The sequence below is a fragment of the Tenacibaculum aquaeponti genome, assembly GCF_052084715.1.
Lineage (GTDB): Bacteria > Bacteroidota > Bacteroidia > Flavobacteriales > Flavobacteriaceae > Polaribacter.
Genome location: NZ_CP197288.1, coordinates 3,217,585 through 3,243,659 on the forward strand (window position 1 = coordinate 3,217,585; position 26,075 = coordinate 3,243,659).

General features: G+C 30.8%; 27 protein-coding genes and 3 tRNA genes. 19 read left to right on the forward strand and 11 right to left on the reverse strand.

Translation table 11 applies throughout. The features are described 5' to 3' along the window. Window positions 1–19 precede the first annotated feature (19 nt). The 4 genes from ACSIGC_RS14635 (at window position 20) to ACSIGC_RS14650 (ending at window position 1,837) form a co-directional block, all read left to right on the forward strand. Entirely contained in the window at window positions 20–760 is a 741-nt protein-coding gene (locus ACSIGC_RS14635) for an MlaE family ABC transporter permease (protein ID WP_442265525.1), read from the forward strand. Between the two features lies 1 nt (window position 761). After that, the gene (locus tag ACSIGC_RS14640) at window positions 762–1,526 is read left to right on the forward strand and encodes an ABC transporter ATP-binding protein (protein ID WP_442265526.1); all 765 of its coding nucleotides are present in this window, start codon (window positions 762–764) and stop codon (window positions 1,524–1,526) included. Window positions 1,527–1,640: 114 nt separating this feature from the next. Then, window positions 1,641–1,713: transfer RNA gene (locus ACSIGC_RS14645), tRNA-Lys, on the forward strand. Window positions 1,714–1,754: 41 nt separating this feature from the next. After that, window positions 1,755–1,837, forward strand: a tRNA-Tyr gene (locus ACSIGC_RS14650). 127 nt (window positions 1,838–1,964) lie between these two features. On the opposite strand, the gene ACSIGC_RS14655 is transcribed toward ACSIGC_RS14650, so the two are convergent. Genes ACSIGC_RS14655 through ACSIGC_RS14665 form a run of 3 tightly spaced genes read right to left on the reverse strand, consistent with a single transcriptional unit; the run spans window position 1,965 to window position 4,102 of the window. Further along, window positions 1,965–3,152 (reverse strand): sensor histidine kinase, encoded by a 1,188-nt coding sequence (locus ACSIGC_RS14655; protein WP_442265527.1) that lies wholly within the window; start codon window positions 3,150–3,152, stop codon window positions 1,965–1,967. Further along, complete coding sequence (locus ACSIGC_RS14660; protein ID WP_442265528.1) at window positions 3,149–3,688, reverse strand: heme NO-binding domain-containing protein; 540 nt, start codon at window positions 3,686–3,688, stop codon at window positions 3,149–3,151. Before ACSIGC_RS14660 ends, ACSIGC_RS14655 begins: the two co-directional genes overlap by 4 nt. Window positions 3,689–3,691: 3 nt before the next feature. Then, complete coding sequence (locus ACSIGC_RS14665) at window positions 3,692–4,102, reverse strand: response regulator (RefSeq protein ID WP_442265529.1); 411 nt, start codon at window positions 4,100–4,102, stop codon at window positions 3,692–3,694. Between the two features lie 210 nt (window positions 4,103–4,312). Here ACSIGC_RS14665 and ACSIGC_RS14670 point away from each other — a divergent pair, with 210 nt between their 5' ends. Next, window positions 4,313–5,749, forward strand: a complete 1,437-nt coding sequence (locus ACSIGC_RS14670) for a DUF389 domain-containing protein (RefSeq protein WP_442265530.1) — start codon at window positions 4,313–4,315, stop codon at window positions 5,747–5,749. A 55-nt stretch (window positions 5,750–5,804) separates the two neighbouring features. Here ACSIGC_RS14670 and ACSIGC_RS14675 read toward each other — a convergent pair whose 3' ends face one another. From ACSIGC_RS14675 to ACSIGC_RS14690, 4 genes are all read right to left on the reverse strand, one after another. Next, window positions 5,805–6,431, reverse strand: coding sequence for a hypothetical protein (locus tag ACSIGC_RS14675; protein ID WP_442265531.1), 627 nt, complete (start codon window positions 6,429–6,431; stop codon window positions 5,805–5,807). A gap of 11 nt (window positions 6,432–6,442) precedes the next feature. After that, window positions 6,443–6,865 carry a DUF2141 domain-containing protein gene (locus ACSIGC_RS14680; RefSeq protein ID WP_442265532.1) on the reverse strand — a complete coding sequence of 141 codons (423 nt, stop codon included), beginning with the start codon at window positions 6,863–6,865 and terminating at the stop codon, window positions 6,443–6,445. A 133-nt stretch (window positions 6,866–6,998) separates the two neighbouring features. Continuing rightward, window positions 6,999–9,155: a TonB-dependent receptor gene (locus ACSIGC_RS14685; RefSeq protein WP_442265533.1), complete on the reverse strand. Its 2,157-nt coding sequence runs from the start codon at window positions 9,153–9,155 to the stop codon at window positions 6,999–7,001. A 97-nt stretch (window positions 9,156–9,252) separates the two neighbouring features. After that, window positions 9,253–10,161: an AraC family transcriptional regulator gene (locus ACSIGC_RS14690; RefSeq protein WP_442265534.1), complete on the reverse strand. Its 909-nt coding sequence runs from the start codon at window positions 10,159–10,161 to the stop codon at window positions 9,253–9,255. A gap of 86 nt (window positions 10,162–10,247) precedes the next feature. On the opposite strand from ACSIGC_RS14690, the gene pdxH reads away from it, so the two are divergent. The 13 genes from pdxH (at window position 10,248) to moaA (ending at window position 21,836) form a co-directional block, all read left to right on the forward strand. Then, complete coding sequence (gene pdxH / locus ACSIGC_RS14695; RefSeq protein WP_442265535.1) at window positions 10,248–10,895, forward strand: pyridoxamine 5'-phosphate oxidase; 648 nt, start codon at window positions 10,248–10,250, stop codon at window positions 10,893–10,895. Between the two features lie 30 nt (window positions 10,896–10,925). Continuing rightward, the gene (locus tag ACSIGC_RS14700; RefSeq protein ID WP_442265536.1) at window positions 10,926–11,414 is read left to right on the forward strand and encodes a SixA phosphatase family protein; all 489 of its coding nucleotides are present in this window, start codon (window positions 10,926–10,928) and stop codon (window positions 11,412–11,414) included. Window positions 11,415–11,426: 12 nt separating this feature from the next. After that, a complete protein-coding gene (locus tag ACSIGC_RS14705; protein WP_442265537.1) occupies window positions 11,427–12,320 on the forward strand; it encodes a Ppx/GppA phosphatase family protein in 894 nt (297 codons plus the stop codon). Window positions 12,321–12,439: 119 nt separating this feature from the next. Continuing rightward, entirely contained in the window at window positions 12,440–14,527 is a 2,088-nt protein-coding gene (locus tag ACSIGC_RS14710) for an OmpA family protein (RefSeq protein ID WP_442265538.1), read from the forward strand. A 145-nt stretch (window positions 14,528–14,672) separates the two neighbouring features. Beyond that, a complete protein-coding gene (locus ACSIGC_RS14715) occupies window positions 14,673–15,689 on the forward strand; it encodes an XdhC family protein (RefSeq protein ID WP_442265539.1) in 1,017 nt (338 codons plus the stop codon). 3 nt (window positions 15,690–15,692) lie between these two features. After that, entirely contained in the window at window positions 15,693–16,271 is a 579-nt protein-coding gene (locus ACSIGC_RS14720; RefSeq protein WP_442265540.1) for a nucleotidyltransferase family protein, read from the forward strand. After that, complete coding sequence (locus tag ACSIGC_RS14725; protein ID WP_442265541.1) at window positions 16,268–17,440, forward strand: molybdopterin molybdotransferase MoeA; 1,173 nt, start codon at window positions 16,268–16,270, stop codon at window positions 17,438–17,440. The genes ACSIGC_RS14720 and ACSIGC_RS14725 overlap by 4 nt, the downstream gene beginning before the upstream one ends. Window positions 17,441–17,443: 3 nt before the next feature. Beyond that, a complete protein-coding gene (locus ACSIGC_RS14730) occupies window positions 17,444–18,190 on the forward strand; it encodes a sulfite exporter TauE/SafE family protein (RefSeq protein WP_442265542.1) in 747 nt (248 codons plus the stop codon). 4 nt (window positions 18,191–18,194) lie between these two features. After that, entirely contained in the window at window positions 18,195–18,428 is a 234-nt protein-coding gene (locus ACSIGC_RS14735) for a MoaD/ThiS family protein (RefSeq protein ID WP_442265543.1), read from the forward strand. Between the two features lie 12 nt (window positions 18,429–18,440). Beyond that, window positions 18,441–19,409, forward strand: coding sequence for a hypothetical protein (locus ACSIGC_RS14740; protein WP_442265544.1), 969 nt, complete (start codon window positions 18,441–18,443; stop codon window positions 19,407–19,409). A gap of 18 nt (window positions 19,410–19,427) precedes the next feature. Then, the gene (locus ACSIGC_RS14745) at window positions 19,428–19,862 is read left to right on the forward strand and encodes a molybdenum cofactor biosynthesis protein MoaE (RefSeq protein WP_442265545.1); all 435 of its coding nucleotides are present in this window, start codon (window positions 19,428–19,430) and stop codon (window positions 19,860–19,862) included. A gap of 61 nt (window positions 19,863–19,923) precedes the next feature. After that, a complete protein-coding gene (gene moaCB / locus ACSIGC_RS14750; RefSeq protein WP_442265546.1) occupies window positions 19,924–20,832 on the forward strand; it encodes a bifunctional molybdenum cofactor biosynthesis protein MoaC/MoaB in 909 nt (302 codons plus the stop codon). After that, window positions 20,832–21,836: a GTP 3',8-cyclase MoaA gene (moaA, locus tag ACSIGC_RS14755; protein ID WP_442265547.1), complete on the forward strand. Its 1,005-nt coding sequence runs from the start codon at window positions 20,832–20,834 to the stop codon at window positions 21,834–21,836. Before moaCB ends, moaA begins: the two co-directional genes overlap by 1 nt. Window positions 21,837–21,846: 10 nt before the next feature. On the opposite strand, the gene ACSIGC_RS14760 is transcribed toward moaA, so the two are convergent. Continuing rightward, the gene (locus tag ACSIGC_RS14760) at window positions 21,847–22,767 is read right to left on the reverse strand and encodes an OmpA family protein (RefSeq protein ID WP_442265548.1); all 921 of its coding nucleotides are present in this window, start codon (window positions 22,765–22,767) and stop codon (window positions 21,847–21,849) included. Between the two features lie 127 nt (window positions 22,768–22,894). After that, window positions 22,895–22,979, reverse strand: a tRNA-Ser gene (locus ACSIGC_RS14765). 304 nt (window positions 22,980–23,283) lie between these two features. On the opposite strand from ACSIGC_RS14765, the gene aroC reads away from it, so the two are divergent. After that, window positions 23,284–24,345, forward strand: a complete 1,062-nt coding sequence (aroC, locus tag ACSIGC_RS14770; protein ID WP_442265549.1) for a chorismate synthase — start codon at window positions 23,284–23,286, stop codon at window positions 24,343–24,345. Between the two features lie 99 nt (window positions 24,346–24,444). On the opposite strand, the gene ACSIGC_RS14775 is transcribed toward aroC, so the two are convergent. After that, window positions 24,445–25,305 carry a hypothetical protein gene (locus ACSIGC_RS14775; protein WP_442265550.1) on the reverse strand — a complete coding sequence of 287 codons (861 nt, stop codon included), beginning with the start codon at window positions 25,303–25,305 and terminating at the stop codon, window positions 24,445–24,447. A 23-nt stretch (window positions 25,306–25,328) separates the two neighbouring features. After that, entirely contained in the window at window positions 25,329–26,015 is a 687-nt protein-coding gene (locus ACSIGC_RS14780; RefSeq protein WP_442265551.1) for an Ig-like domain-containing protein, read from the reverse strand. Between the last annotated feature and the right edge of the window lie 60 nt (window positions 26,016–26,075).

Sequence of the window (26,075 nt, forward strand, 5' to 3'; positions counted from 1 at the left end):
GCAAAATAAATTGTAGTAGATGAATTATATCGAGCATGTGGGTAAGTATTTTATGATGCTGAGTCAAGTTTTTAGAGCACCACAAAAGTTTCGAGTTTTTTGGGAGTCTTTATTTCGAGAAATAGAGGAATTAGGTTTAAAATCTATAGGGATAATTGCATTTATATCTTTTTTTATTGGTGGAGTTATAGCTTTACAAACTGCTTTAAATATTAGTGATCCTTTAATTCCAAAAATGCTTATTGGTTTCGCAACTAAAAGATCTGTAATATTAGAATTTGCTCCAACATTTTGTTCTATCATTTTGGCGGGGAAAGTTGGGTCTTATATTACTTCAAGTATAGGAACTATGAGAGTTACTGAGCAAATTGATGCGCTGGAAATTATGGGAGTTAATTCTTTAAATTATTTAGTGTTACCAAAATTAATAGCTACGATCTTTTTTTACCCTTTTTTAGTTGTATTGGGTATGTTTTTAGCCATATTTGGAGGTTGGGTAGCTGGTAAGGCTACTAATATGTTTTTTGTAGAAGATTATATTGTTGGGATACAATTCGATTTTGATCCTTATTTGATTGTATATGCATTAATAAAAACAATAGTTTTTGCTTTTATTATCGCTACAGTTCCATCCTATCATGGATATTATGTTAAAGGAGGTTCTTTAGAGGTAGGAAAAGCAAGTACTCAATCTGTAGTTTGGACCATTGTTGTTATAGTGGTTTGTAATTATTTCTTAACTCAAATGTTGCTTACTTAATATGATTAAGGTTAATGATATACATAAAAGTTTTGGTGAAGCTGAGGTTTTAAAAGGAATTTCAACTTCTTTTGAACCTGGCATGACTAATTTAATAATAGGTCAGAGTGGAGCTGGAAAAACAGTTTTTCTAAAAAGTTTATTAGGACTTCATGTGCCTGAGAAAGGCACTATAGTATACAATGGTCAAGTTAATACAGAAATGACTATTGATGATAAGAGAGAGTTTAGGAAAGAGTTAGGAATGGTTTTTCAAGGAAGTGCTTTGTTTGACTCTTTAAATGTAGAGGAAAATGTGATGTTTCCATTAAAAATGTTTACTAAGCAATCTTTAAATGAAATGTTAGAGCGAGTAAATTTTGTGCTTAAGAGAGTTGATCTTGAAAATTCAAATATGAAATTTCCTGCTGAACTTTCTGGAGGAATGCAAAAGAGAGTTGCTATCGCAAGAGCAATAGTAATGAATCCAAAATATTTATTCTGTGATGAACCTAATTCAGGATTAGACCCAAGCACTTCTATACTTATTGATAACTTAATTAAAGAGATTACAGAAGAGTATCAGATAACAACGGTAATAAATACTCATGATATGAATTCTGTTATGGAAATTGGAGATAAGATTGTCTTTTTGAAAAACGGCTTGAAAGCATGGGAAGGAAGCAGTAAGGAGATTTTTAAAACAGATAATAAAGCTGTAGTGGATTTTGTTTATTCTTCTAATTTATTTAAGAAAGTTAGAGAAGCATATTTAAATAATGGGTAAATTACTGATAGATAGTGAGGTGGTGTTTTTATTGAAAAAAACATTTATTTTTTCTGAAAATATGTTTGGTAGAATTAAAAAAGCTTTATATATTTGCAACCGCTAAGAAAAAATGACCGGGTAGCTCAGTTGGTAGAGCATCTCCCTTTTAAGGAGAGGGTCCTGGGTTCGAGCCCCAGCCCGGTCACAATAAAGCTTCCTTGAGGGGGCTTTTTCTTTGAAAATTTTGGGGAGATTCCAGAGCGGCCAAATGGGACGGACTGTAACTCCGTTGTCTTTCGACTTCGCAGGTTCGAATCCTGCTCTCCCCACTACATTTATACTTTAATTAGGGGATTTTTATTAAGGGCGTTTAACTTGAGGGAGTTGGGCGTTTTTTTTGATTATAAAGCTCTTTTATTAGTGGGGTAATGAAAATTAAATTAAATGTAAGAATTATCATTTTGGTAATGAAACTATAAAAGTAGCCCCTTTTCCGTATTCAGATTCAACCCAAATTTTACCTTTATATAAAGCAATAATTTTTGTAACTATGGCTAAACCAATACCTGTTGAGTTGTGGTGGTCGTCTAGGGTTTGGAAAATATCAAAAATCTTTTTGTGATATTTTTCCTTTATTCCTTTACCGTTGTCTTGAATTCTAAATTCCCAATTTTCACTTTTGTCTTCGTAGCTTATAGTAACTAATCCGTTTTCTTTGTTGGCATATTTAACAGCATTACTAATTAAATTTTGAAAAAGTTGATGTATTCTAAATTTATCACCTCGAATAGTTGGAAGTTTCTTCGGAATATTAATTTTGACATGATCTGGGATGTGAATTGTATAAATAATATCACTTAAAACAAGATCTAAATCTACTTGTCTTTCAGATCTTTCAATTTTATCAACACCAGCATATTTCAGAATACCATTAATTAAATGGTCCATTTTATCAATTTTCTTAATTAATAATTTGAAGTTTTTTTCTATGTCTTCATTATTAATTAAATGACTTAGATCTTCATGAAGCCAAGTAACTAAAGCATTCATACTCCTTAACGGAGCTTTTAAATCATGAGAAACAACATGTGCAAAATCGTTAAGTTCTTTGTTGCTTATGGTTAAATGATTTAAAAGTTCTTCCCTTTCTTTTTGAACAATTAGGTCTTCTGTTATATCTCTAACAATTCCGTGTGCAAAAATAGGTTCATTTTTATCGTTATAAACTAAACTAGAATTTATTTCTATCCATCTTACTTCTTTGTTTTTATTATACACTCTTACCCTAAAGTTTCTAAAAGTGCCTTTTTCTAATAAAATGGCATAAGACTCCATGGCATACTCCATATCTTCTTTATATAGAGTATGAACAACATTAAAAGTGTCTGTATAACCGAAGAATTCTTGAGAAGCATTGTTCATTTTTAAAACATTACCATATAAATCCATTAATATATATGGATCTACGATCGTTTTAAAAAGACTTTCGAGATGAATTTCTTTTTCAGAAATGACGTTTCTTAAATTTTGATTAGTTTGATAAAGTTCTAAAGATTTGTCTTCAAGTATTTTTTCAGCAGCTTTTCTAGCTAGTTTTTCTCTATGAAGAGCTTTTTCTAAAAGTACTATTTTAGTGTCACTCATTTTTTTAAGATTTCAAAGCGTACTTCTGTACCATCTTCTTTAAGTAACTCATATTTAATATCGCAATCTAAACCATAATGTTTGAAGCTTTTTTCCATTAATCCATGAGCAAAAGTGTATAGAGATCTTGAAGAACGATAAATTAAGATTAATTTTTCGTCAGTTTGCTCTATAGTTTCGAATTCTGGTAATTCAGCATCAGGATATAATTTTCGTACCTGTACATGAATATGTTCTTCAATCGATGATAGTAATTTAATAGGGCATTTATAAGATTTTAAAATAACTCCGTAATTGTTTGCTAGTGCATCAAAAAAATGTAAACCATAAACTTTTAAAAGATCGTTTTTGGAGATTTTTGTAAGGTTACTTAAATTAGTAAGTAACGATACCATTTCGGTAAATTTATATGTGCCAACAGCTGTATAAATACCTTTGGATTCTAGTTCAGATTCATCAATAATTTGTTGAACTGTTTCGAGTCCAAATTTAGATTCTACTAAATCTAAGAATTCTGTAAAAACGATTCCTTTCATAATTTAACTGACTAATTCACTACTAGTCCAATAATCGAGCATAGTAGTAACGTTTTTGCTATAATCTTCGTAACGAATTGGTTTTAATATATAACCTGCTATACCAAGTTCATAACATCTTTTAAGATCCTGCATATTGTCAGAGCTGGAAAGAATAATAATTGGAATATATTTTAATCTTTCGTCAGATTTTAATATTTCCAAAAATTCAATTCCATTCATTTTTGGCATATTCAAATCTAAAAAAATGAGTTGAGATAATGAAGAACTTTTTAATTTCTCTAATGCATCTTCTCCATTTGTAGCTTCTATAACTTCAGTAATATGATTACTTTGCCTGCAAACACGGGAAAACTTCATTCTTTCTACTTCGTCATCATCAATAAATAATATGTTTAATTTTTTCATTATCATCAAGTAGTCTTAATTAATGCAGTCAAAATAGAAAAATGTATAAAAAATAGTTTTAGAATTTATTTAAGAAGGATTTAAGTTTAGATTATTGGTTAATTACTGTAGATGAATGTTTTTTTAAATTCATATAATCTCATAGGGTTAACTGTTGGATGTTTAGAAAAATAATTCATCTTTTTGTATCTTTCCACCAAAAAATAGAATGTAAGTATGGATGAAAATAAGCAAGAAGAAAATATAGATAAATCAAAGGAAGCTGTAAAAAAAGATGCAAAAGGTCTTTGGTCTAGTTTTAAAACGTTTCTGCATGAACTTTTAGATTTTAAACATGATACAGATCAGGAGGCTACAATTGAAGCGATCAAAGGAGATATTCCTTTTAAGGGAGCTACTGCTTGGATTTTAATTTGTTCAATTTTTGTAGCATCAATTGGTTTAAATGCAAACTCAACTGCAGTAGTAATCGGAGCCATGTTAATATCTCCGTTAATGGGGCCAATTTTAGGTGTAGGAATGTCGTTAGCTATAAATGACATTGATACACTAAAAAAATCGTTAATTAACTTAGCTACAATGATCGTGTTAAGTTTAATAACTGCTTTCTTTTTCTTTTTTATTTTTCCATTAAAAGAAGATACATCTGAATTAATGGGGCGTGTAAAGCCAGATATTCGTGATGTATTAATTGCGTTCTTTGGAGGATTAGCTTTAATTATTGCACGAACTAAAAAAGGAACGATCGCCTCGGTAATCTTTGGTGTGGCAATTGCTACAGCATTAATGCCTCCATTATGTACAGCAGGTTATGGTTTAGCTATTGGTAATATCGATTATTTCTTAGGAGCCATGTATTTATTTACGATTAATGCTATTTTTATTGCTTTAGCGACTTTTATTGTGTTAAAGTTGTTAGGGTTTACTATGATTCGTTATGTGAATTCTAAAAAGAGAAAACGTGTTGCTCAAATTGCTTCTTTAATAGCATTATTAGTAATGGTACCTGCTGTTATGACATTCTTAAAAGTGTATAAGGAAACTGTTTTAGATGCTAGTTTTAATAAATACATAAAGAAAGAAGTTACAGATAATGATAATTTATGGTTAAATGGAGAACCTAAAAAGGATGATGATTTAAAGGAAATTAGACTTAGATTTAATGGAGAAATAGCTCCTGCTGTAGAAACAAACTTAAAGCTGAAAGTTAAAGATTACGATAAAATTTCTGATTATGAAGTTTTTGTTATTGGAAATAAATCGAGAAGTATAGATGATATTTCTAAATCTTTAGAAAGAGCATATAATAACTTAGATCAGAAAGATTATGTTATTAATGGGTTGCAGGATAAGATAAAGGAATTGGAAAATGAAATTTCAGGATTAACGTCTACAATAGAAAAAGCAGATAAAAGTAGTATTCCTTTTAGTAAGATTGCTGGTGGAGCAAAGCTTAGATTTAATGATATTCAAGAAATTCGTTTTTCTAAAGTATTATCAACAAAAGATTTTATTAAAATCGATACACTTCCAGAAGCTACTGTGATTTGGAGTAGTAAATTGAAGAAAGACTATGTAGCTAAGAAGGAAATCGAATTAAAGAAATGGTTACAGAAAGAAATGAAATTAGATACTTTAATTCTTAAGAAATAAAAAAAAATAATATGTAATTAAAAAAGAGCATTCGTTAGAATGCTCTTTTTGGTTTTTATTTATCTTGATTACAATTTTTTAAAATTTCTTCGGCTCTTTCTTTTCCATATTTGGGATAGTATTTAGGTAGTTCTTCTTTTTCAAATAAGGCTAAGGCTTTTTCAACATCTTTACAATATGGATCTATAGGTTGACCGAAAAATTTTGCACTTCCCATGTCCCATTCAGCCTTTCCTAAAATAACTCTAGGATTTTTTGGAGCTAATTTTAGAGCTTCGTTATATAAAACTGCATTTTTACCAGATAAAGTCATTCCATATTTTTGTCCATCAAAAGCAATATAAGCTGTATTTAATAAAGCTTGATTAATCATGATTTCAGGATTTTTAGGAGAAATGCTTTTGGCGATATCTAAAAATTCTTGTGCTCTTTTTAATTTAGAGTTTAGTTTAGCTTCATCTTTTAAACCAAAACTTCCTAGTATTTCAATGGTTGCCACGTAGTAAGATGGTAACCATTCATTTTGTTCAGCTTTAGCGATTCTCTCAAATAATTGAGATGCTTGATCATTTTTATTCGCTCCCCAAAGTTCGAAAGCTTTTCGCATTCCTGTATCGTATTTCGATTGACTAAAAATTGAAACTGATACAGTTAATAAGAATAAAGTGATTATTTTTTTCATGATAAGCGTTTTTATTTTATCGTAATGGCTAAAGAAATATTTTTATCGACAGTGAATTGTGCATCTTTATATTTTGGAGGTCCAAAAAATCCTTTGGCATCATTAGAAATTCCTATAGGTTCTTTTGGAATACCAAATATTTTAGTGTCCATTTTTTTATTATCATTTTCATCATGAAAAGCAGAAATTGCATAATTTCCTGCTTTAATGTTTTTAAAAACAGCTGTAGCTTTCTTGTCACTTACTTTTACGATTTCACCTTTCATTGGAGTTTTTAAGAAAGTATCTTCAGAGTTATATAAAGCGATATATAAATCACCTTTGTCTGATTTCATTCCAGAAAAATCAATAGTAATAGAATATGTTTCTTGTGCTAAAATGCTTGAAAAAGTGCTTAACACGAATACGAAAAGGAGTAAAATAAGTCTTTGCATAGTTTTAAGATTTAAATTCATTTCAAATATCTTTCGATTTATTTTTATTTAATCAAAATTCTTACCGAGTTGTTATTTTTGGTTACCGAATTGTGATTTGATTATTGTTATTTATAGTTTGCTGATAATCATATTAAAGATTATCTAGTTGATTACTTTTATTATCATCACTAATAGACCAGAAAAATCCGATAAAAAAGAATTGATCTGCTGTAGGTCTTAATGCTTGTCTTTCAAAAGTTCCGTTTATGTTCGGTTGGTTACTGTAATTGTAGCCAAAAACGTTTTCTGTTCCTAAAACATTGTTCACAGAGAAGTATAATATCTTTTGTTGGCTAATTAAGTAAGCAGCGTTTAAACTTACGGAATTATAATTTTTAGTTTTTTCATTTAAAAAACCGGTTTTATTAGGGTTTGTATATGTTCTACCAGTTGCAAATCTATAAGAAATACCAAGTTGAGTTTTCCAAGAATCAACCCAATACTTACCAACTACAGAAGCATTGTGTGATGATGCAAAATTTGGAATTGCTTTAGTAGGAAAATTTCTATGATCTCTTTCCGTGTCTAAATAAGAGTACGATACCCAGTAATCTAAGTTTTTAATATTTTTATTATCTCTCCAAAAAACATCTATACCTTTTGCAAAACCATCTCCATTATTATCAAAATTAGAAGAAGGAGAAGCAAACTGATCGTCGACTTTAACTAAGTCATCATATTGTTTGTAGTAAGCTTCAATTCTAAATTGTTGCTTGTCTTTCATAAATTGATAGTTAGCAATGTAATGTGTCGCATTTTCAGGATTTAAATCGGTAGAAAATTTTAAATATTCACTTCTTGGATTCTGGTAAAACTTACCATAAGCAAAAGAGAATTGAGATTTAGCTCCTGATTTATAGGCTAATGAAGCTCTTGGAGAAAACGTCATTTGATCAGAAAACTCATTGTTTTCGGCTCTAAGTCCAACTTTAGCTGCTAGTTTTTTAGAAAAGAAAATATCTGTTTCCGCAAATGTTCCAAAAATATTATTATTGAATCCGTAGTTAAAAGAGTTGGTGTTATTTAATGTAAATTTTTCTTTAAAGTTTGTGATAAAATATTCTGAACCAAAGTTTACTTTTATTCGACTAGAAAAACGCTTAGAAACTTTTATTTTAAAGTGAGCAGAATTTTCCTGATCATCTATCAGATTATCTTGCAAAGTAAAATCAGTATTTTCATTAGTATAACTCATTCCTCCAGAAATAGACCATCTGCTTCCTAAACGTTGTTTGTATGAACCATTAAAGTAAAGGTTGGTGTTTTGTAAAGCAAAATTGAAACCGTTAGCGAAGTTAATATCCTCCTGAATCACATCTAAATTAGAGTAGTTAAAAGCACTATAAAGTTTTAATAATCCATCTTCATTTGGTTGATAACGATATACCATTTCACCACTTGCACCTTCAAAAGGTTTATTCCATTCTTCTCTTCCTGGAAATGCAATTTGATAAGGAGCTAAGTTGATATAAGAAGTGTTTATACTGAAAGAGTTTTTACCCCAAATTTGAGTGTTTCCAATTCCAGCACCAACTGTCATTAATTGGATTTCAGTTTTTTCTTGATCTGGTTGATCAATAGTGTTTAAAGTAAGTACGCTCGATAGCGCTTGTCCGTATTCGGCAGAATAACCACCAGTAGAAAAAGTCATTCCTTTAAAAAGAAAAGGAGAAAAACGTCCTCTGGTTGGAACATTACTAGATGTTGGGACAAAAGGGTTAAAAACTCGAATTCCATCAATAAACATTTGAGTTTCATTTGCGTCACCACCTCGAACAAATAATCGACCATCTTCGTCATTGGCTGAGGTTCCAGGTAATGTTTGAAAAGCTCCAACTACATCACCTAAAGCACTTGCTGTGGTAACAATATCCAAAGGTTTTAAAGCTACAGCTCTTGCTTTTTCTCCAGCATCAAAACTTCCTGCATTAATTACAACTGCATCTAAAGTGTTAACATCTTCTCTAAGTTTTATTACTAAATTATTTAGTTTACTTAACAAGGCTGTTTTATAAAAAGTTTCAAAAGAGATAAATGAAACTATTATGGTTTGTGTTCCTTCTTCAGAAGTTGTAAAGCTATATTTTCCATTTTCATCTGTAGAAGCTCCGTCGTAAGTTCCCTCTAAATATACATTTGCTCCAGGAATTGGATTTCCTTTAGTGTCTATAACTTTACCAGAAATTTCTACTTGAGCAAAAGTTACAAAGCTCATTAAAAGAGAAAAAATAAATAGTTTGGTTTTCATGTCGTTTTTTTATTTGATGACACAAAGGTGTGTTTGTCTTCTTTTTTTTCATAAAAAGAAATACTGAATTGTGAAAAAAATAAGCTGAACTGTTTTTTTAAAGTACAGGAATATAAATAGTGGTATTACATTTTTTTTGAGGATGCGTATTAAAGTCGTTATGATAAATGTCAAAAGGATTTAATTCACTGTTAATTTTATATCCTTTATTAAAAATCCAAACGAAAATACCTTCCCACATGTTAGGAAGTTCATCTATTCCTAATTCAAAATTAGCTTTAATATATTTTCCTGAAGGAATAGTACGAGTGTTTATATCAGTTGTATCAATATTAATTCCATTTAGACTAATACATGCACTAACTTTTAGCTTATCAGGTTCAGTGATTTTTGGGCTATCATGGTAAATTGACATAATTTGATGTTCTCCATTCATTAAGTTTCTAGGGTAAGCCCATTGAAGTAGTTTTTGAAATGCAATACCTAAATTTTCAAAAGGTCCTATGTGTGGAATATAAGCTACATCAATGTCGTTAATGAAAACAGTATCTATTTTTTTTGCGTTACTATCAATAAATTGTAAATGTTCATTCATGTTACAAATGTATTGTTCCAGTTGAGTTTCTATTTTACCATTCTTGCTTTCTGTTTTGCAAATCTTGCTAAATCTACTCGAACTACTTTCTTGAAATTGTTTAGGACTCATCCCATAAAACTTTTTGAAAGTTCTAGAGAATGAAGATATTGTGCTAAAACCTGAAGAAAAAGCAATTTCAGAAATACTTTTGTCCGGTTTGTGAAGCAAATAATCGGTAGATTTTTCAATACGCTTTCTAACAATAAAATTATTAAAAGTCTCGCCTGTTATAGCTTTAAAAATACGATGAAAATGAAAAGGAGAAAAATGAGCTTTAGTGGCGACATCTTCTAACAAAAGTTTAGCGTTACTATTTTCTTCTATGTATTGAATAGCTTTATAAATTCTAACCGCAATATTGTTATTCATACCTTTTATTTTCAGATGAACAAATGTATACTATTTATAAAGAACTCGCATTTATATTGTATTTTTACAAAGCTAAAAAAATACAAATGTCACAAGATTTAAGCGATTACAGAAAGTCGTATGAGAGATCAGAATTGTTAGAATCTAATTGTCCAGAAAATCCTATAGAACTGTTTAGAGATTGGTTTTTAGTAGCAAATGATTCTGAATTAGTAGATGAAGCTAATGCAATGAGTATTGCGTCAATCGGTTTAGATGGTTTTCCAAAAACTAGAGTTGTTCTATTAAAAAAATATACATATGAAGGTTTTATTTTTTATACCAATTATAATTCTGAAAAAGGAAAGGCAATAGCAGAAAATGGAAATGTTTGTTTATCGTTTTTTTGGGCAGGATTAGAACGACAGATTATTATAAAAGGTACTGCAGAAAAAGTCGCAGAGAATTTGTCTGATGGATATTTTGAGTCAAGACCAGATGGAAGTAAATTAGGAGCTTGGGCATCTAATCAGAGTGAAGTGGTTGCTGACAGAAAAGTGTTGTCAGATAGCCTTGCTGAATTTGAAGAGAAGTTTAAAAACAAAGAAATACCAAGGCCAGAGCATTGGGGAGGTTTTATAGTGAAGCCAGTTTCAATAGAGTTTTGGCAAGGACGTCCTAACAGACTTCACGATAGAATTCGTTACGAATTACAAAAAGATTTTAACTGGAAGCTTGAACGTTTAGCTCCGTAATACTATATTTGAACATTCTTTTTTAGTTGAATGAAAACAATTTACATAGTTCGTCATGCTAAATCATCGTGGAAATATACAAGTGTAAAAGACCACGATAGACCGCTAAAAGAAAGAGGAATTAATGATGCTCATTTAGTTTCTAAATATTTAGCGAAAAATATTCAAAGGCCAGATGTGTTTATTTCTAGTAGTGCAAATAGAGCATTACAAACAGGAATAATTTTTTGTGAAAACTTTGGTTATCCCATGGCTAATTTAAAAATTAGTAAGCAATTGTATAGTTTTAGTGATGGTTATCTTGTGAAAACAGTAAAAGCATTAGATGATAGTTTTGATAGTGCAATTATCTTTAGTCACGATCATGGTATAAATACTTTTGTGAATAAGTTTGGAAGTAAGCCTATAGCTCATGTAACTACTTGTGGGGTAGTTGGTATTCAGTTTAAAGAAAAACATTGGAAAAATATTAAAAAAGGAACCACAGTTCTTGTTGAGTTTCCTAAATATCATAAATAAAACGAATCACTTTTGAAGATAAGGAAATACGCCGCCATAGATATAGGTTCGAATGCAGTAAGGTTGCTGGTAGCGAATGTAATAGAAGATAAAAAGAAAGAACCTAAATTTAAAAAATCATCTTTAGTAAGAGTTCCTATTCGTTTAGGAGCGGATGCTTTTGTTGATGGAAGTATCTCTGATAATAACATCGATCGAATGATAGACGCCATGAAAGCTTTTAAATTATTAATGAAGGTTCATGGTGTTGAAAAGTATAAAGCGTGTGCAACTTCAGCAATGCGAGAAGCTTCTAATAGTGAAGAAATAGTTGAAAAGATTTTTAGAAAAACAGGTGTTGAAATAGATGTAATTAATGGTGCTAAAGAAGCTGCAATTATCTCTTCAACAGATTTAAAACATCTAATAAATTCTGATGAAACTTATTTGTATGTAGATGTTGGTGGAGGTAGTACAGAGCTTACTATTTTCTCTGAAGGCAAAATTATTAATTCTAAATCATTTAAAATTGGTACTGTTCGTTTAATAAACAATTCAAAAGAAAAAAATAAAAAAATATTTGGCAAAGTAGAAGAATGGATTACTAAAAACACAGCAGAATATAAAAGGATTTCTTTAATTGGTTCCGGTGGAAACATCAATAAGATTTTTAAAATGTCTGGATTAGATGCTGGTAGACCAATATCATATATTTATTTAAATGCGCAATTTGAATACTTAAAAAAAATGTCCTATGAGGATAGAATTTCTGAATTAAGTTTAAATCCCGATCGCGCAGATGTAATTGTACCGGCCACAAAAATTTATCTTTCTGCAATGAAATGGAGTGGTGCGAGAAGAATTTTTGTTCCTAAAATAGGGTTGTCTGATGGTATTGTTAAGAGTTTGTATTTTAATAAATTATAAAACATTTTAACATCTCTTTAACACTGATAAAATTTGTTTATATTTGTTAGGCATGTGACCTTTCCCCCGAAAAAGTGTCACAAAAAAGCTAAGTAATCAAAAAACAAATTTTATCCATTATGAAAAGACTTATGTTATCTGGTGCTTTAATAGCAATCGGATTTACGGTATCTGCTCAGGATCTACCAACGAATGCAGAACCAGGAAAGTGTTACGTTCGATGTAAAACTCCTGAAGTTTGGAAAAACGAAGATGTAACAATTGAAGTAGCGCCAGCTTATAAAAGAATTGTTACCTATCCTGCAAAGTATAAAACTATAACAGAAAGGGTGTTAGTAGATGAAGGAGGAGAAAAACTAGTTGTAGTACCTGCGAAATATGAAACACAAAATTTTACAGTAGTAACTAAAGAAGCTTCTAAACGTTTAGAAAAAACTTTAGGAAGGCCATCAGTAGAGAATGTTTCTGTTGTAACAAAAGAAGCGTCTAAGCGATTAGAAGTAGTTCCAGCAAAATATGAAATGCGTGATGTGGTTGTTACTGTTAAAGAAGGGTACAAAAGATTAATCAATGTACCAGCTAAGTTTGAAGTTCGCGATGAGGTGATAACAGTAAAAGAAGCTAGTCAGCGTTTGGAGGTAACACCTGCTAAGATGAAAACAATTACAGAAGAAGTTGTTGTAAAAGAGGCTAGCCAACGTTTAGTAACTATTCCGGCAAAATATGAAATGCGTGATGTTACTGTAGTTGTAAAAGAGGCTTCTCAAAGAGTAGAGATTATTCCAGCAAAATACGAAATGCGTGATGTTACAGTTGTTGTAAAAGAAGCTAGCCAACGTTTAGAGGTTGTACCAGCTACTTTTGGTACTGAAACAGTTTCTTATAAGAAAAGAGAATATGGAAATAAATTAAGAGTTGTACCTGCTTCTTTTTCAAGAGATAGTGAAGTAATTGAAGTTAGAGCTAAGTCGGCTAAATGGCAAATGAGTGAAAGAGCTCCTGATTGTACTTCTTCAGACCCTAATGATTGTCGTTATTGGTGTTACAAGGAAGTACCTGCTCAATTTACAACAGTAGATAAAACCATTTTATCTGCAGATGCTTCTGTAATTACAACGCCTGAATGTGATGAAAGTACTACTCCAGGTGGATGTGGAAATGCAACTTATGTGAAACGAGTAATGAAAACTCCACCAAGTACTAGAACAATAGATATTCCAGAAGTAACTAAAGTTGTAAAGAAAAGAGTAATGGTTACTCCACCAACTACTAGAACAATAGATATTCCAGAAGTAACAGAAATAGTAAAGAAGAGAGTGATGGTAACGCCTCCAGCCACTAGAGTTGTTGAAATTCCTGAGGTAAAAGAAACTATTAAAAGAACGGTTGTAGATGTTCCTGCTTCTACAAGGTTAGTTGATATTCCAGCGGTTACAAAAGTAGTTAAAAAAACAGTAATGGTTACTCCGCCAACTACAAGAGAGGTAGAAGTACCTGCAATTACTAAAGTGGTTAAGAAGAGGGTAATGGTAACACCACCAAGTACTAGATCTATTGAAATTCCTGAAGTTACAACTACGGTTAAAAAAACAATTCCTGCAGTTCAAGGAACTAGAGAGATTGAAATTCCTGAAGTTACAACTACATTAAAGAAAACGGTTATGGCAACTCCTCCTACAACGAGAACTGTTAAAATCGACCCTAAATATGCTTCTATAAAGAAAACTTTATTGGAGAGAGATGCTTATTCTGAAGAAAAGCCTGTTGAAGCTAAATATAAGACAGTAACTAAAGAAGTGTTGGTTTCTAAAGGAGGTTTAACCACTTGGAAAGAAGTAGAATGTAAATTAGTAAATAATACACCATTACCTATTAATTGGAATTTAGGAAGTGCTATATTAACCTCTGGGGCAAAAAGAATTATTGATGCTCGTTTATTACCAATCTTAAAAGACGGAGTAGCTGTAGCAATAGAATCTCATACAGATGCTAGAGGATCAAAAACAAGTAACCAATCTTTATCAGAAAGAAGAGCGCAAGCAGTAGTTAATTATTTAGTTTCTAAAGGGATTAACCCAAGTAAGTTAACTGCTAATGGTTACGGAGAAGCTAGATTAACAAACAGATGTAAAGACGGAGTTTCTTGTACAGAACGTGAGCATGCAGCAAACAGAAGAACTACATTTAGAGTTATTGATCAAAAATAATCAATAGATCTAACATAAATATCTAACAAAAATCAAGGAAGCCCGAGCGAAAGCTTGGGCTTTTTATTTTAATTTAAAGAGTTAAATAAATGTTGAAATATTTAACAGTTATGTTTAAGTGATTTTTTATTGTTAAATTAACATCATGACACATGAATTTGTAGATATAGTAAAACAAGCCGTACTTCATCAAGAAAAAGGATTGAAAAATGTATTAGCAACTGTAGTTCATTTAGAAGGTTCCTCTTACAGAAAACCTGGTGTTCGAATGCTGATTTGTGAAGATGGAAAAATGGTTGGAGCAGTTAGTGGAGGTTGTGTAGAAAAGGAAGTAAAGCTAAGAGCGCAGTCTGTTTTTAAAGATGGAATTGCTAAAGTTATTACCTACGATGGACGATATCGTTTGGGGTGTGAAGGTATCTTGTATATTTTAATTGAGCCTTTTTATGTTTCAAATGATTTTATCAATGATTTTGAAAAAAGCTTATCGGATAGAGAAGAGTTTACCATTCATTCTTCTTTTGTAGCTGAAGATGATGTTAAAGGAGATTACGGAAGTAATATTGCTTTTCAAAATGATAAACAATATACGTTTAATGAAAAACTGGAGTTCTCAAATGATTTACAAAAGTTTTCTCAGAAACTAAAACCACTAACAAAATTATTAATTATTGGAGGAGAACACGATGCTGTAAAATTAACATCAGTATCTAGTTTATTAGGTTGGGAAGTTGATGTGATTACTTCAATTAAAGATCCAAAATCAAAAACTGATTTTCCTGAAGCAAATAAAGTAACCGCAAGCACTCCAGAAATCGTTGATTTAAATATAGATTCCGATACTGTTGTAGTGCTAATGACTCACAATTACGTTCAAGATTTAAAATATTTATTGAAGATTATAAATTTCAATCCGATGTATATTGGGATTTTAGGTTCTACAAAAAGAAGAGATCAGTTAGAAAATGATTTGTTTCATTACAAAGAAGATGTGTCGGAAGAATTATTAGATAAAATTTATAGCCCAGCAGGATTGCATATTGGAGCAATAACACCAGAAGAAATTGCAGTTTCAATTGTTGCTGAGATTTTATCAGTAATTCGAAAAAAAGAACCGTATTCTTTACGAAAAATAAAAGGGAAAATCCATCTTCAGAAGTAAGATATGAAAATAGCAATGCTAATTTTAGCAGCAGGAAAAGCTTCTCGCATGGGAAGTATAAAACAATTACTTCCGTATAAAAATAGCTCAATACTAGGAGCAGTTTTAGAAAGCGGTATAAAGGTTTTTAATTCAAAAGATATTTATGTTGTTTTAGGAGCAAATGCTCGAAAAATAAAAGAAAACTTACCAAAATACACAGTAAACTTTATAATTAACGATGAGTTTACTTCAGGATTAAGTTCTAGTATTTATTCAGGAGTAAAAGAACTTTCAAATTACGATGCTATTTTAATCGCTTTAGGAGATCAACCTAAAATTGATGTTACCTACATCAAGGAAATGGTAACTTTGTATCAGCAAAATAAAGAATTTATTGTTGCTTCTAGATATGATGGCTTCAATGGTGTGCCAGCAATTTTTTCTAAAAGATTCTATCCTAAACTCTTAAATTTAACTGGTGATAAAGGCGCAAAACAATTGTTAAATTCTGAGTTAAATTTTATAAAAACTGTAGCTTCTTCAGGAAAATTACTCGATATTGATACACCTGAAGATTACCAAAAATTAATCAATCCATGATTTCAGTTTCTGAAGCAATTCAACATATAGAAAATTACTGTCAGCCCAATAAAATTATAGAGAAACCAATACAAGAAGTGTTAGGTTTAGTTTTAGCAGAATCTATAGTTTCTCCAATTAATATGCCGCCATTCAAGCAGTCTTCTATGGATGGATATGCATTTATTCACAATGAAATATCAAGTTTTACTGTAGTTGGCGAAGTTCAGGCGGGCGATTCAAAAAATGTAGTGCTACAAGAAGGTGAAGCTGTACGAATTTTTACAGGAGCTAGAGTTCCTGATCAAGCCGATACTGTTGTAATGCAAGAGCATACAAGTGTTGAAGGTGATCAACTAACAATTAATAAATTACCTGTAAAATTTTCTAACGTAAGACCTTTGGGAGAACAAATTAAAACAGGAGCAATAGCTTTAGAAAAAGGAACAGTTTTAAACGAAGCGGCAATTGGATTCATCGCTGGTTTAGGGTTAAGTACAGTAAAAGTTTATCAGAAACCTAAAATTAGTATTTTAATAACAGGAAACGAGTTAAAAGCTGTTGGAGGAGTCTTAGAAGAAGGCCAAGTGTATGATAGTAATTCGATTACTTTAAAATTAGCTTTACATAGATTAGGGATTGATGAAGTTGAAGTTGTAAAGGTTGAAGATACATTCGAAGCAACAAAAATAGCAATTAAAAATCAGTTAGATTTTGCTGATATTATTTTAGTTTCAGGCGGAATTTCTGTTGGAGATTATGATTTTGTAAAACGTGGTTTGGAAGAGAATAATGTGTCGGAAGTTTTTTATAAGGTAAATCAAAAACCAGGTAAACCTTTGTGGTTCGGTCAAAAAGATGAGAAATTAATTTTTGCTTTGCCAGGAAATCCTGCTTCTAGTTTAAGCTGTTTTTATTCTTATGTGCTTCCGGTAATAAAAGCACAATTAGGGTATAAAAATTATCATTTACCAAGAAGTATAGCTAAAGCAACAAGTGATATTAAAAACGCTTTTGGTAAAACTTTATTCTTAAAAGGAATAATAGAAAACGAACAGGCAACGCAATTAACAGGTCAAGCATCTTCAATGTTAAAATCTTTTGCTGTCGCAAATGGTTTATTAATCGTTCCAGAAGATGTACAAGAAATAAAAAAAGGAGAAGAAATTACATACATAAAACTTAGTTAATCGATGGAGGTATTACAGCTAGAAGTATTAGTTCCATTTTTATTAATTCTCGTTGTAGTTGCTTTTTTATATGCAAGTGTCGGGCATGGAGGAGCAAGTGGGTATTTAGCATTAATGGCTTTATTTACTTTTCCGGTTTTATTTATGAAACCGATAGCTTTAGTGCTCAATATTTTTGTTTCTGGAGTATCGTTTTGGTTTTTCAGGAAGCATCAACATTTTAAGTGGAAGTTGTTTTATCCGTTTGCGATTAGTTCAATTCCAGCAGCTTTTATTGGTGGTTATATTTCTGTGAATGCTGGTTTTTATAAAAAAATACTAGGTTTTTTTCTGGTTTTCGCAATTCTTAAGATGTTGAATGTATTTGGAGGTGAAAAGGAAGAACTAAAAGAGAATAATTTAGTAATTTCACTATTAATAGGAGCTTGTATCGGACTTTTTTCAGGAATGATTGGTATTGGAGGAGGTATAATTTTAAGTCCGGTTATTGTGCTTTTGGCTTGGGGAAATATGAAACAAGCAGCTGCAGTTTCAGCTTTATTTATTTTTGTGAATTCAATTTCAGGATTAATAGGTTTTACCATAAATGAAGGAATAGTTCCGTTAGAGGTTTTATACTTTATTCCGGTGGCATTAATTGGTGGAAGTTTAGGTGCTATTTATGGAAGTAAAAAGTATTCTATGAATACGTTAAAGTATGTATTAGCAGGGGTGTTAACAATAGCAGCTGTAAAATTATTTTTAGTGTAAGAAAATGAATGTTATTTATTTTGGAAAAATAGCTGATGTGTCAAATAAATCGTCAGAAAATATTAGTTTGAAGGAGAATTCAATAGCTAGTTTAATTGATTTTTTACAAGAAAAATATCAGTTAGAATTAGATGATATGCAAATTGCTGTTAATCATAATTTAGTTTCAAAATCTGATGAATTGATGTTGAAAGAAACAGATGAGGTAGCAATTTTATCAGCTTTTGCAGGAGGTTAAAATATTGTCAAGATGAGGAGTATAGTAATAGTTTTTGTGTTTTTAATTTACGCTTGTGTAGGTAAGCAATTGAAAAAAGAACTTGTTTCTGAAGATGAAACGATAAAAGACACTATTGTTATTAAAGATACAATCTCACAAGTCGAAACTGTTGAAAAAGAACAAAAAGAGGTAGCGACAAATAAATTAATAGTAATAGATTCAAAATCAATTTATATTAGTCTGCTTACAAAAATACCTGAAGGAAAAGATTATTATTTACCAGTGAGCTTTAAACCTTTGGTTTCAGATATAAAACAAGAAGATTTTTATAATAATTATGCTGATTTCACAAGTGATTTAATCCTGAAAAATATAGAGTATACTAGATATAAAATTGAAGATTCTGTCGCGAATAAATATTTTGAAATTAGTAATCTGAATTCAATTTTAGTTTTTGATGAAAATCAAAATATATTGGATACACTACAATTAAAAAACTACGAATACTTTTCAGACCAAATAGAAAGTCAGGTCATTGCAACGTACAAAGCCACAGAGAAAGTAAAAGAAGATAAAGAATATGTTTGTATGACTGTAAATGACTTTGTGAAAAAGAATAATTATCGGTTTATAAAAGATAGTATTTATTTAAAAGCGACTTTAAAGGAAAACAGATTTAAACCGACAGATGTATATGCACATTATAAAATGATAAAGGCTAAGGATACTATTTCCTTTTTGTCTTTTGGTCAGTATAAAGAAGAAACTGCAAAACATGCATTTTATCTATTTAGAAATAAAAAACCTTTAGATTCTATAATTAATAAAAACCTGATTTCTAAAATAATTTCTGTGCCAACAACGCTTAATGAAGAAAATATATTTGTAACGCATCAATTTATTCCAGATACAGATGCATTTTGGATATCGGTAATTGGAATTGATATTGTAGCAAATACATTAACACAGTACGAAAGAAACAGAGTGTTTTTAAGATAAGTGAAGAATAATAAGAAAATGAAGAAAAAAACAATTTTCATAGAAGGACAAATTACTTCAGAATTTATCGCTAATGCGATAGCTAAACATCAAGTAAAAACTCAAATAGGCGCACATAATATCTTTTTAGGTCAAATAAGAAAAGATGTTGTGAAGGATAAAACTGTCAGTGCAATAGAGTTCACTTGTTATCAAGAAATGGCAGAACAAAAACTACATGAAATCAGAGAAGAGGCCTTTGAAAAGTTTGATTTAACGTGTATGCATACATATCACAGTTTAGGTAAAGTAAAAGTAGGAGAAGTGTGTTTCTTTGTTTTTGTTTCGGCACCCCATAGACCACATGTTTATGAAGCAACAGAGTATATTGTAAATAGAATAAAATCTGAAGTTCCAATATTTGGAAAAGAGCTTTTCGAAGACGAATCGTATCAATGGAAAACAAATGTTTAATCTTAATTAAAGCTTAATTTATGTCAGTTCGAGCGGAGTCGATAAGCATTAAATATTAACAATGGTAGATATTACACATAAATCAAATACATTAAGAATAGCAACAGCACAAGCAATTGTAAAAGTGAGTTCACAAGCTACAATAGAAGCTATTCAAAATGACACTGTACCTAAAGGAAATGTTTTTGCAATGAGCAAAGCAGCAGGTTTACTTGGGGTGAAAAAAACACCTGAATTATTACCAGATTGCCATCCAATGCCAATTGAGTTTACTGGTATTACTTATGAAATAGAAGGGTTAAATGTTGTTGTAAAAGTTACAGTAAAAACGATTTATAAAACAGGAGTAGAAGTTGAAGCAATGCACGGAGCGAGTGTGGTTGCTTTAAATATGTATGATATGTTAAAGCCTATTGATAAAGGAGTTGAAATACATGAAATAAAATTACTTCAGAAAAAAGGAGGAAAAACATCTTACCCAGTAAGGGATGTTTCAGAGATAAAAGCAGCAGTTATAGTATGCTCTGATACAATTTCACAAGGGAAAGGTGAAGATAAATCAGGAAAGTTAATCAAAGAGAAATTGGAAGCTTATCAAGTAGCTGCAAAAGAAGTAGAAGTTATTCCTGATGATTTTGATACAATTCAACAAAGGGTTTTAGCTTTAAAGGAAGGTTATAACTTAATTGTATTAACAGGAGGAACAGGTTTATCAGCTAGAGATACAACACCTGAAGCAATTTTACCTTTATTAGATAAAAGAATCATAGGGGCAGAGGAAACTATTCGAAGATACGGACAAGAACGTATGCCTTATGCAATGTTATCTAGAAGTGTTGTGGGAACAATTGATAATAGTTGTTTAGTGTTAGCACTTCCAGGATCAAGCAAAGGAGTTGTAGAAAGTTTAGATGCAGTTTTTCCACATTTATTTCATAGTTATAAAGTGTTAACAGGAGAACGTCATTAATGAATCAGAGACAAAACATACTAACTGATACTTTCGGAAGGCATCATAATTATTTACGAATTTCACTTACTGAAAAGTGTAATTTGCGATGTACTTACTGTATGCCCGAAAGTGGAGTAGTGTTGTCTCCTAGAAATCAAATTATGACAGCTGCTGAAGTTATCGATATTGCAACATTGTTTGTGCAACATGGAGTAACTAAAATTAGATTGACAGGTGGTGAACCTTTATTGAGAAAAGATTTCGAAGAAATTATTTCTGGACTTTCTAAGTTGCCAGTAGAACTTTCAATGACTACAAATGCAATTCTAGTTGATAGAAATATTGAAGTGTTAAAAAAGTCATCGTTACAAACAATCAATGTAAGTTTAGATACTTTGCACCCTGAAAAATTCAATACAATAACAAAGCGAGATCAATTTAAAAAAGCTTTTGAAAACACTCAGTTATTATTAGATGAAGGTTTTAATGTAAAACTGAATGTTGTGTTGTTAAAAGGTTTTAATGATAATGAAATTATCGATTTCGTAGAGTTTACGAAAGATAGAGCAATTTCAGTCCGTTTTATAGAGTTTATGCCTTTCGACGGAAATAGATGGGATAAATCTAAATTAGTAAGTTATAATGAGCTTTTAAATCAGGTAGAATCTAAGTTCTCGAAAAATGCTATTATTACTTTACCTCATGAAGATAATTTTACAGCTAGAAATTTTAAAATAGAGTCTTACCAAGGTAGTTTCGGAATCATTTCTTCAGTAACTAATCCGTTTTGTGATGTTTGTAATCGTATCCGATTAACGGCAAATGGAAAATTAAAGAATTGTCTGTTTTCTACTTCAGAAATGGATTTATTAAGTACATACAGAGCGGGAATTTCTATTGAATCAATAATTCAAAGTGCAATTCTTAAAAAGAAAGCAGTTCGTTCTGGAATGACAGATAGCAAAGATTTTGAAAACTTAACCAACCATAATAACCGAAGTATGATTACCATAGGTGGTTAAGCATACTTTTTTAATTTATCGAAACTGTAGCGCGTCTATTTTTCTGTCTTCCTGCTTCAGTTTTGTTACTTGCTATAGGTGAACTTTCGCCTTTAGAAGTAGTTTTTACCTTGTTTTCAGATATTCCACTTCTAATAATATAATCCTTTAAGAAATTAGCTCTTTTCAAACCTAAGGTTAAATTACTTTCTGTAGATCCAGTATTGTCTGTGTGTCCAGTAATTAAACAATTGGAATTGTCAACTTTATCCAAATATGTAGAAATATTCACAATTTTTATTCTTTGTTCAGATGTGAATTCAGAATGTAATTTTCCAGAATCGAATTCTAAGACTAAAGGATTTTCTTCGATTTCTTTCATTATTTTTTGTATAAGTTTACTGTAATCTTTAGATTTTCCAACGCTAAACTTAATAGGTTTTTTCATAACGTTATTATTATCAACTTCAAGGTCATCATTCACTTCAGAATAAATATCAATTAGTTTTGTAGGTATTCCACGAGAAAACATGTAGTTTTTGATTTTTACAGCACGTGCCAATCCAATATTCGGAAAAATAGAATTATTCGTTTCGTCACTCATATAATATCCTATAATCGATAAAGCTTTTTCGTTTTTAGGTTGTATAACGAAATCTTTTAATTCATTAAGTTCAGTGTCTAATCCAGTCATAAATGAAGGAGAAAAATCCATACTAGATTTTTTGAATTTAATATTATCAAAAGAAAAATTAATATTGCCTTTCTCATCAATATTCCCAAAAGATAATTTTGGAGTTTCTTCCTTTATAGGTTCAGGCTTTGGTATAGGTTGAGCTATTGTTTCTTGTAAATCATCTGTGTTTGTGGTACAACAATATTTCCAACTTAAAAATGTGCCTAGAATAATCGTTATTAAAATACCTAATAGATAAATTGTTTTTTTTGACATTTTGTTTCTTGATTTATAAAGTTCGTAATAGGGGAGTTACAGTTCTTTAGAAACAAAAAAAGAAGAAAGTCACATTAGGAGAAGTGCATAAAAACAAAAAAGCTTCAAGTTTCCTTGAAGCTTTTTGCGGTGAAAGAGGGATTCGAACCCCCGGACCTGTTACAGTCAATGGTTTTCAAGACCACCGCATTCGACCACTCTGCCATTTCACCAGGCCGAAAACGTTTAACCGTTTTGCGGGTGCAAATATAAGAACCTTTTTTAATTAGAGAAAATAAAATCTAACTTTTTTGAAAAGTATTTTTAAATAAAATTATAAATAATTTACTATCAGTTTTTTAATTGTTGATTTTTTTTGACCTTTAATGCTAATAAAATGTATTAATTGAATAAGACTTAGAAATTAATTAAAAATGCGAGTCAAAATTATATAGTCAATAATAATTCTCATTTTTCTTAGTGCTTCTTCTTCTCGATTTAAGTGAAATAGTTACCTTCGTTTCAAAATTAGAAAGTATGTTTAATTCCTTTGGAAATATATTACGAGTATCTACTTTCGGAGAATCACATGGAGTAGCAATTGGAGGAGTTATAGATGGTTTTCCTGCTGGGATAACAATTGATTTTGATGCTGTTCAGAAAGAATTAGATCGTCGTAAACCGGGTCAGTCAAAAATCGTAACACAACGTAAAGAACCAGATACTGTAGAGTTTTTATCTGGAATTTTTGATGGTAAAAGTACAGGTATGCCTATTGGTTTTGTAATTAAAAACACAAACCAAAAAAGTAAAGACTATAATCATAATACAAATGTATACAGACCTTCACATGCCGATTATACATACGATAAAAAATACGGAATAAGAGATTATAGAGGTGGAGGTAGAACTTCTGCTAGAGAAACTGCAAACTGGGTAGTTGCTGGAGCTTTAGCAAAACAATTACTTGCTCATATTTCTATTAACGCATTTACATCTTCAGTAGGAGATATATTTATAGATAAACCTTATCAGGATTTAGATTTTTCTAAAACTGAATCTAATATTGTTCGTTGTCCAGATGAAAAATCTGCTGAACAAATGATAGAGAAGATTAAAGAAATTAGAAAGGCAGGTGATACAATCGGAGGAACAATTACTTGTGTTGCTCAAAATGTACCAGTTGGTTTAGGAGAGCCAATTTTTCATAAACTTCATGCAGAGTTAGGAAAAGCAATGTTGTCTATCAATGCAGTTAAAGGAATTGAATTTGGTAGTGGTTTCTGCGGGGCAAAAATGCAAGGTTCAGAACATAATGATATCTTTAATCCAGATGGAACTACACAGTCAAATTTATCTGGAGGGATTCAAGGAGGAATTTCTAATGGAATGGATATCTATTTTAGAGTAGCATTTAAGCCAGTGGCTACAATAATGCAAAATCAGCAAACAATTAACTCTGAAGGTGAAGCAACAGAAATACAAGGAAAAGGAAGACATGATCCTTGTGTTGTACCAAGAGCAGTACCAGTTGTTGAAGCTTTAACGGCTTTGGTTTTAGCAGATTTTTACCTAATGGATAAAACTAGAAGGATGTAATTTACTTTGAAAATTTAAATAGGTTTATTAAGTTTAGTATAAAATCCTAAATTCAATAAACCTATTTAGTTTGGGGTATTTCAATAAATAAGAGAAGATCTATTTAAGGTCTAAAAATATTCCTCCTGAAAAAGAAGGGCTTGCGGCAATTATTTTTCCGTCGAAAGCAGAGTCAAAACCTAAAGAAATTCCTAGTTTTTTAGTGATATAATACGCAGCTTCAAAGCCGAAACTACTGAATTCGATATTATTTGCGAAAATGCTACCATTACTATTTACAGCACTTAATGTTCCGTTGTTAAATGATTTTACAACATTTAATCGAGTAATTACCCATAATTTAGAGTCAAGAAAGTTAATTCCAGCTTCTAGTCCTGTTCTAAATTCATCAGAAAAACCTTCAGTTCTATTATTAAACCCTAAATAAGATTTTGCATAAAAAGGTAAATCTCCTAATGTAGAACTGTATCCTAAATGTGTAGATAAGTATTGGTTGAATTCGCCATCTCCATTTTGGTAACTTCCGTCACTTCCTCCAGCATCTTCACCAGTAGGTAAACCAAGAATTAATTTTACAGAAGCTGCCCACTTTCCTTTTTTATAAAATCCGTAGTTAATACCTAGATCTACATCTCCAAAAGAAGTTACAGATTCCCCCGATTGTATAACTCCTCCATTAGTTCCAGAGATTTGATTGTTCTGAGAAGAAACAGCAACAAAAGGAACATAAACTAGAATATCTATTTTATCAGTAATACCATACTCTGCATAAATGTTTGTATTAAATTGGGTTCTTGTCGCGTTAGGATCAATTGCTCCAGTGTCTGTATAATGTTGATCGTACTGTAAATACCAAGCAGATAATTTATAATAACCATTTCCTTTTCCTTTACTCCATTGAGCGTAAACAGAATTTCCTAAAGAAAAAGTAATAACGAATAGTAAAATATATTTTTTCATTGTTTTTGTTTCTTGTTAAATGATTATTGAATTTTAGCTTCTCCTACTTTTACACTAAAAGGTTTACACCAATATAGAATATGAGAAAAATCGTTTATACCAGTATTTTCTATAATGTAAGTATGTGCACCATTGAATACTCTAACTGCATGAATTTCTTTTGCGTTATTTACAGTGTTCGGATTATTTGTTAGGTAAATATATAATCCTGGTAAGCTAGATGAAGCTCTATAATTATCATTTATAACAAGTTCTAAATTATTTGTATCAGGTATTTCATGTAGTGTAAAAGTTCCTTCTAATACATAACTACTAGTAGTTCTTATAGTTCCTGTTTTTTCTTGATTAGTATTATTGTCCACTTGATCCATAGTTACAGTAACTACTATTTCATCGGTAATTGTTTCACCTTCTTCAGAAACAATAGAGGCCATAATAGTTGCTTGTCCTTGAGCTACAGCTGTAACTAATCCGGAGTTAGAAACTGTTGCGATCATTTCATTTGAGCTTGACCAAGTAATGTTTGTTGTGACAGTTTTACCAACATTATCTGTATATTTTGTTGTTAATTGAAAAGTATCGTTTAGCGTAATTTCAGTAATTGGATTTGTAATGCTAAAAGATGCATCAACTCGATCGTTAATAATATCGTCTTGTACGCAGCTTTGTAATAAGAAGATAGATAGGAGTAAAATGGACAATTGTTTCATTATTTCATATTTTATATTGAACTATTTGTCGATTGAATTATAATTCGTTTACAAAAACTA

Coding starts and splice junctions, on each gene's coding strand:
- ACSIGC_RS14635 (WP_442265525.1), top strand. CDS start 20: ATGAATTATATCGAGCATGTGGGTAAGTATTTTATGATGCTGAGTCAA.
- ACSIGC_RS14640 (WP_442265526.1), top strand. CDS start 762: ATGATTAAGGTTAATGATATACATAAAAGTTTTGGTGAAGCTGAGGTT.
- ACSIGC_RS14655 (WP_442265527.1), bottom strand. CDS start 3,152: ATGAGTGACACTAAAATAGTACTTTTAGAAAAAGCTCTTCATAGAGAA.
- ACSIGC_RS14660 (WP_442265528.1), bottom strand. CDS start 3,688: ATGAAAGGAATCGTTTTTACAGAATTCTTAGATTTAGTAGAATCTAAA.
- ACSIGC_RS14665 (WP_442265529.1), bottom strand. CDS start 4,102: ATGATAATGAAAAAATTAAACATATTATTTATTGATGATGACGAAGTA.
- ACSIGC_RS14670 (WP_442265530.1), top strand. CDS start 4,313: ATGGATGAAAATAAGCAAGAAGAAAATATAGATAAATCAAAGGAAGCT.
- ACSIGC_RS14675 (WP_442265531.1), bottom strand. CDS start 6,431: ATGAAAAAAATAATCACTTTATTCTTATTAACTGTATCAGTTTCAATT.
- ACSIGC_RS14680 (WP_442265532.1), bottom strand. CDS start 6,865: ATGCAAAGACTTATTTTACTCCTTTTCGTATTCGTGTTAAGCACTTTT.
- ACSIGC_RS14685 (WP_442265533.1), bottom strand. CDS start 9,155: ATGAAAACCAAACTATTTATTTTTTCTCTTTTAATGAGCTTTGTAACT.
- ACSIGC_RS14690 (WP_442265534.1), bottom strand. CDS start 10,161: ATGAATAACAATATTGCGGTTAGAATTTATAAAGCTATTCAATACATA.
- pdxH (WP_442265535.1), top strand. CDS start 10,248: ATGTCACAAGATTTAAGCGATTACAGAAAGTCGTATGAGAGATCAGAA.
- ACSIGC_RS14700 (WP_442265536.1), top strand. CDS start 10,926: ATGAAAACAATTTACATAGTTCGTCATGCTAAATCATCGTGGAAATAT.
- ACSIGC_RS14710 (WP_442265538.1), top strand. CDS start 12,440: ATGAAAAGACTTATGTTATCTGGTGCTTTAATAGCAATCGGATTTACG.
- ACSIGC_RS14715 (WP_442265539.1), top strand. CDS start 14,673: ATGACACATGAATTTGTAGATATAGTAAAACAAGCCGTACTTCATCAA.
- ACSIGC_RS14720 (WP_442265540.1), top strand. CDS start 15,693: ATGAAAATAGCAATGCTAATTTTAGCAGCAGGAAAAGCTTCTCGCATG.
- ACSIGC_RS14725 (WP_442265541.1), top strand. CDS start 16,268: ATGATTTCAGTTTCTGAAGCAATTCAACATATAGAAAATTACTGTCAG.
- ACSIGC_RS14730 (WP_442265542.1), top strand. CDS start 17,444: ATGGAGGTATTACAGCTAGAAGTATTAGTTCCATTTTTATTAATTCTC.
- ACSIGC_RS14735 (WP_442265543.1), top strand. CDS start 18,195: ATGAATGTTATTTATTTTGGAAAAATAGCTGATGTGTCAAATAAATCG.
- ACSIGC_RS14740 (WP_442265544.1), top strand. CDS start 18,441: ATGAGGAGTATAGTAATAGTTTTTGTGTTTTTAATTTACGCTTGTGTA.
- ACSIGC_RS14745 (WP_442265545.1), top strand. CDS start 19,428: ATGAAGAAAAAAACAATTTTCATAGAAGGACAAATTACTTCAGAATTT.
- moaCB (WP_442265546.1), top strand. CDS start 19,924: ATGGTAGATATTACACATAAATCAAATACATTAAGAATAGCAACAGCA.
- moaA (WP_442265547.1), top strand. CDS start 20,832: ATGAATCAGAGACAAAACATACTAACTGATACTTTCGGAAGGCATCAT.
- ACSIGC_RS14760 (WP_442265548.1), bottom strand. CDS start 22,767: ATGTCAAAAAAAACAATTTATCTATTAGGTATTTTAATAACGATTATT.
- aroC (WP_442265549.1), top strand. CDS start 23,284: ATGTTTAATTCCTTTGGAAATATATTACGAGTATCTACTTTCGGAGAA.
- ACSIGC_RS14775 (WP_442265550.1), bottom strand. CDS start 25,305: ATGAAAAAATATATTTTACTATTCGTTATTACTTTTTCTTTAGGAAAT.
- ACSIGC_RS14780 (WP_442265551.1), bottom strand. CDS start 26,015: ATGAAACAATTGTCCATTTTACTCCTATCTATCTTCTTATTACAAAGC.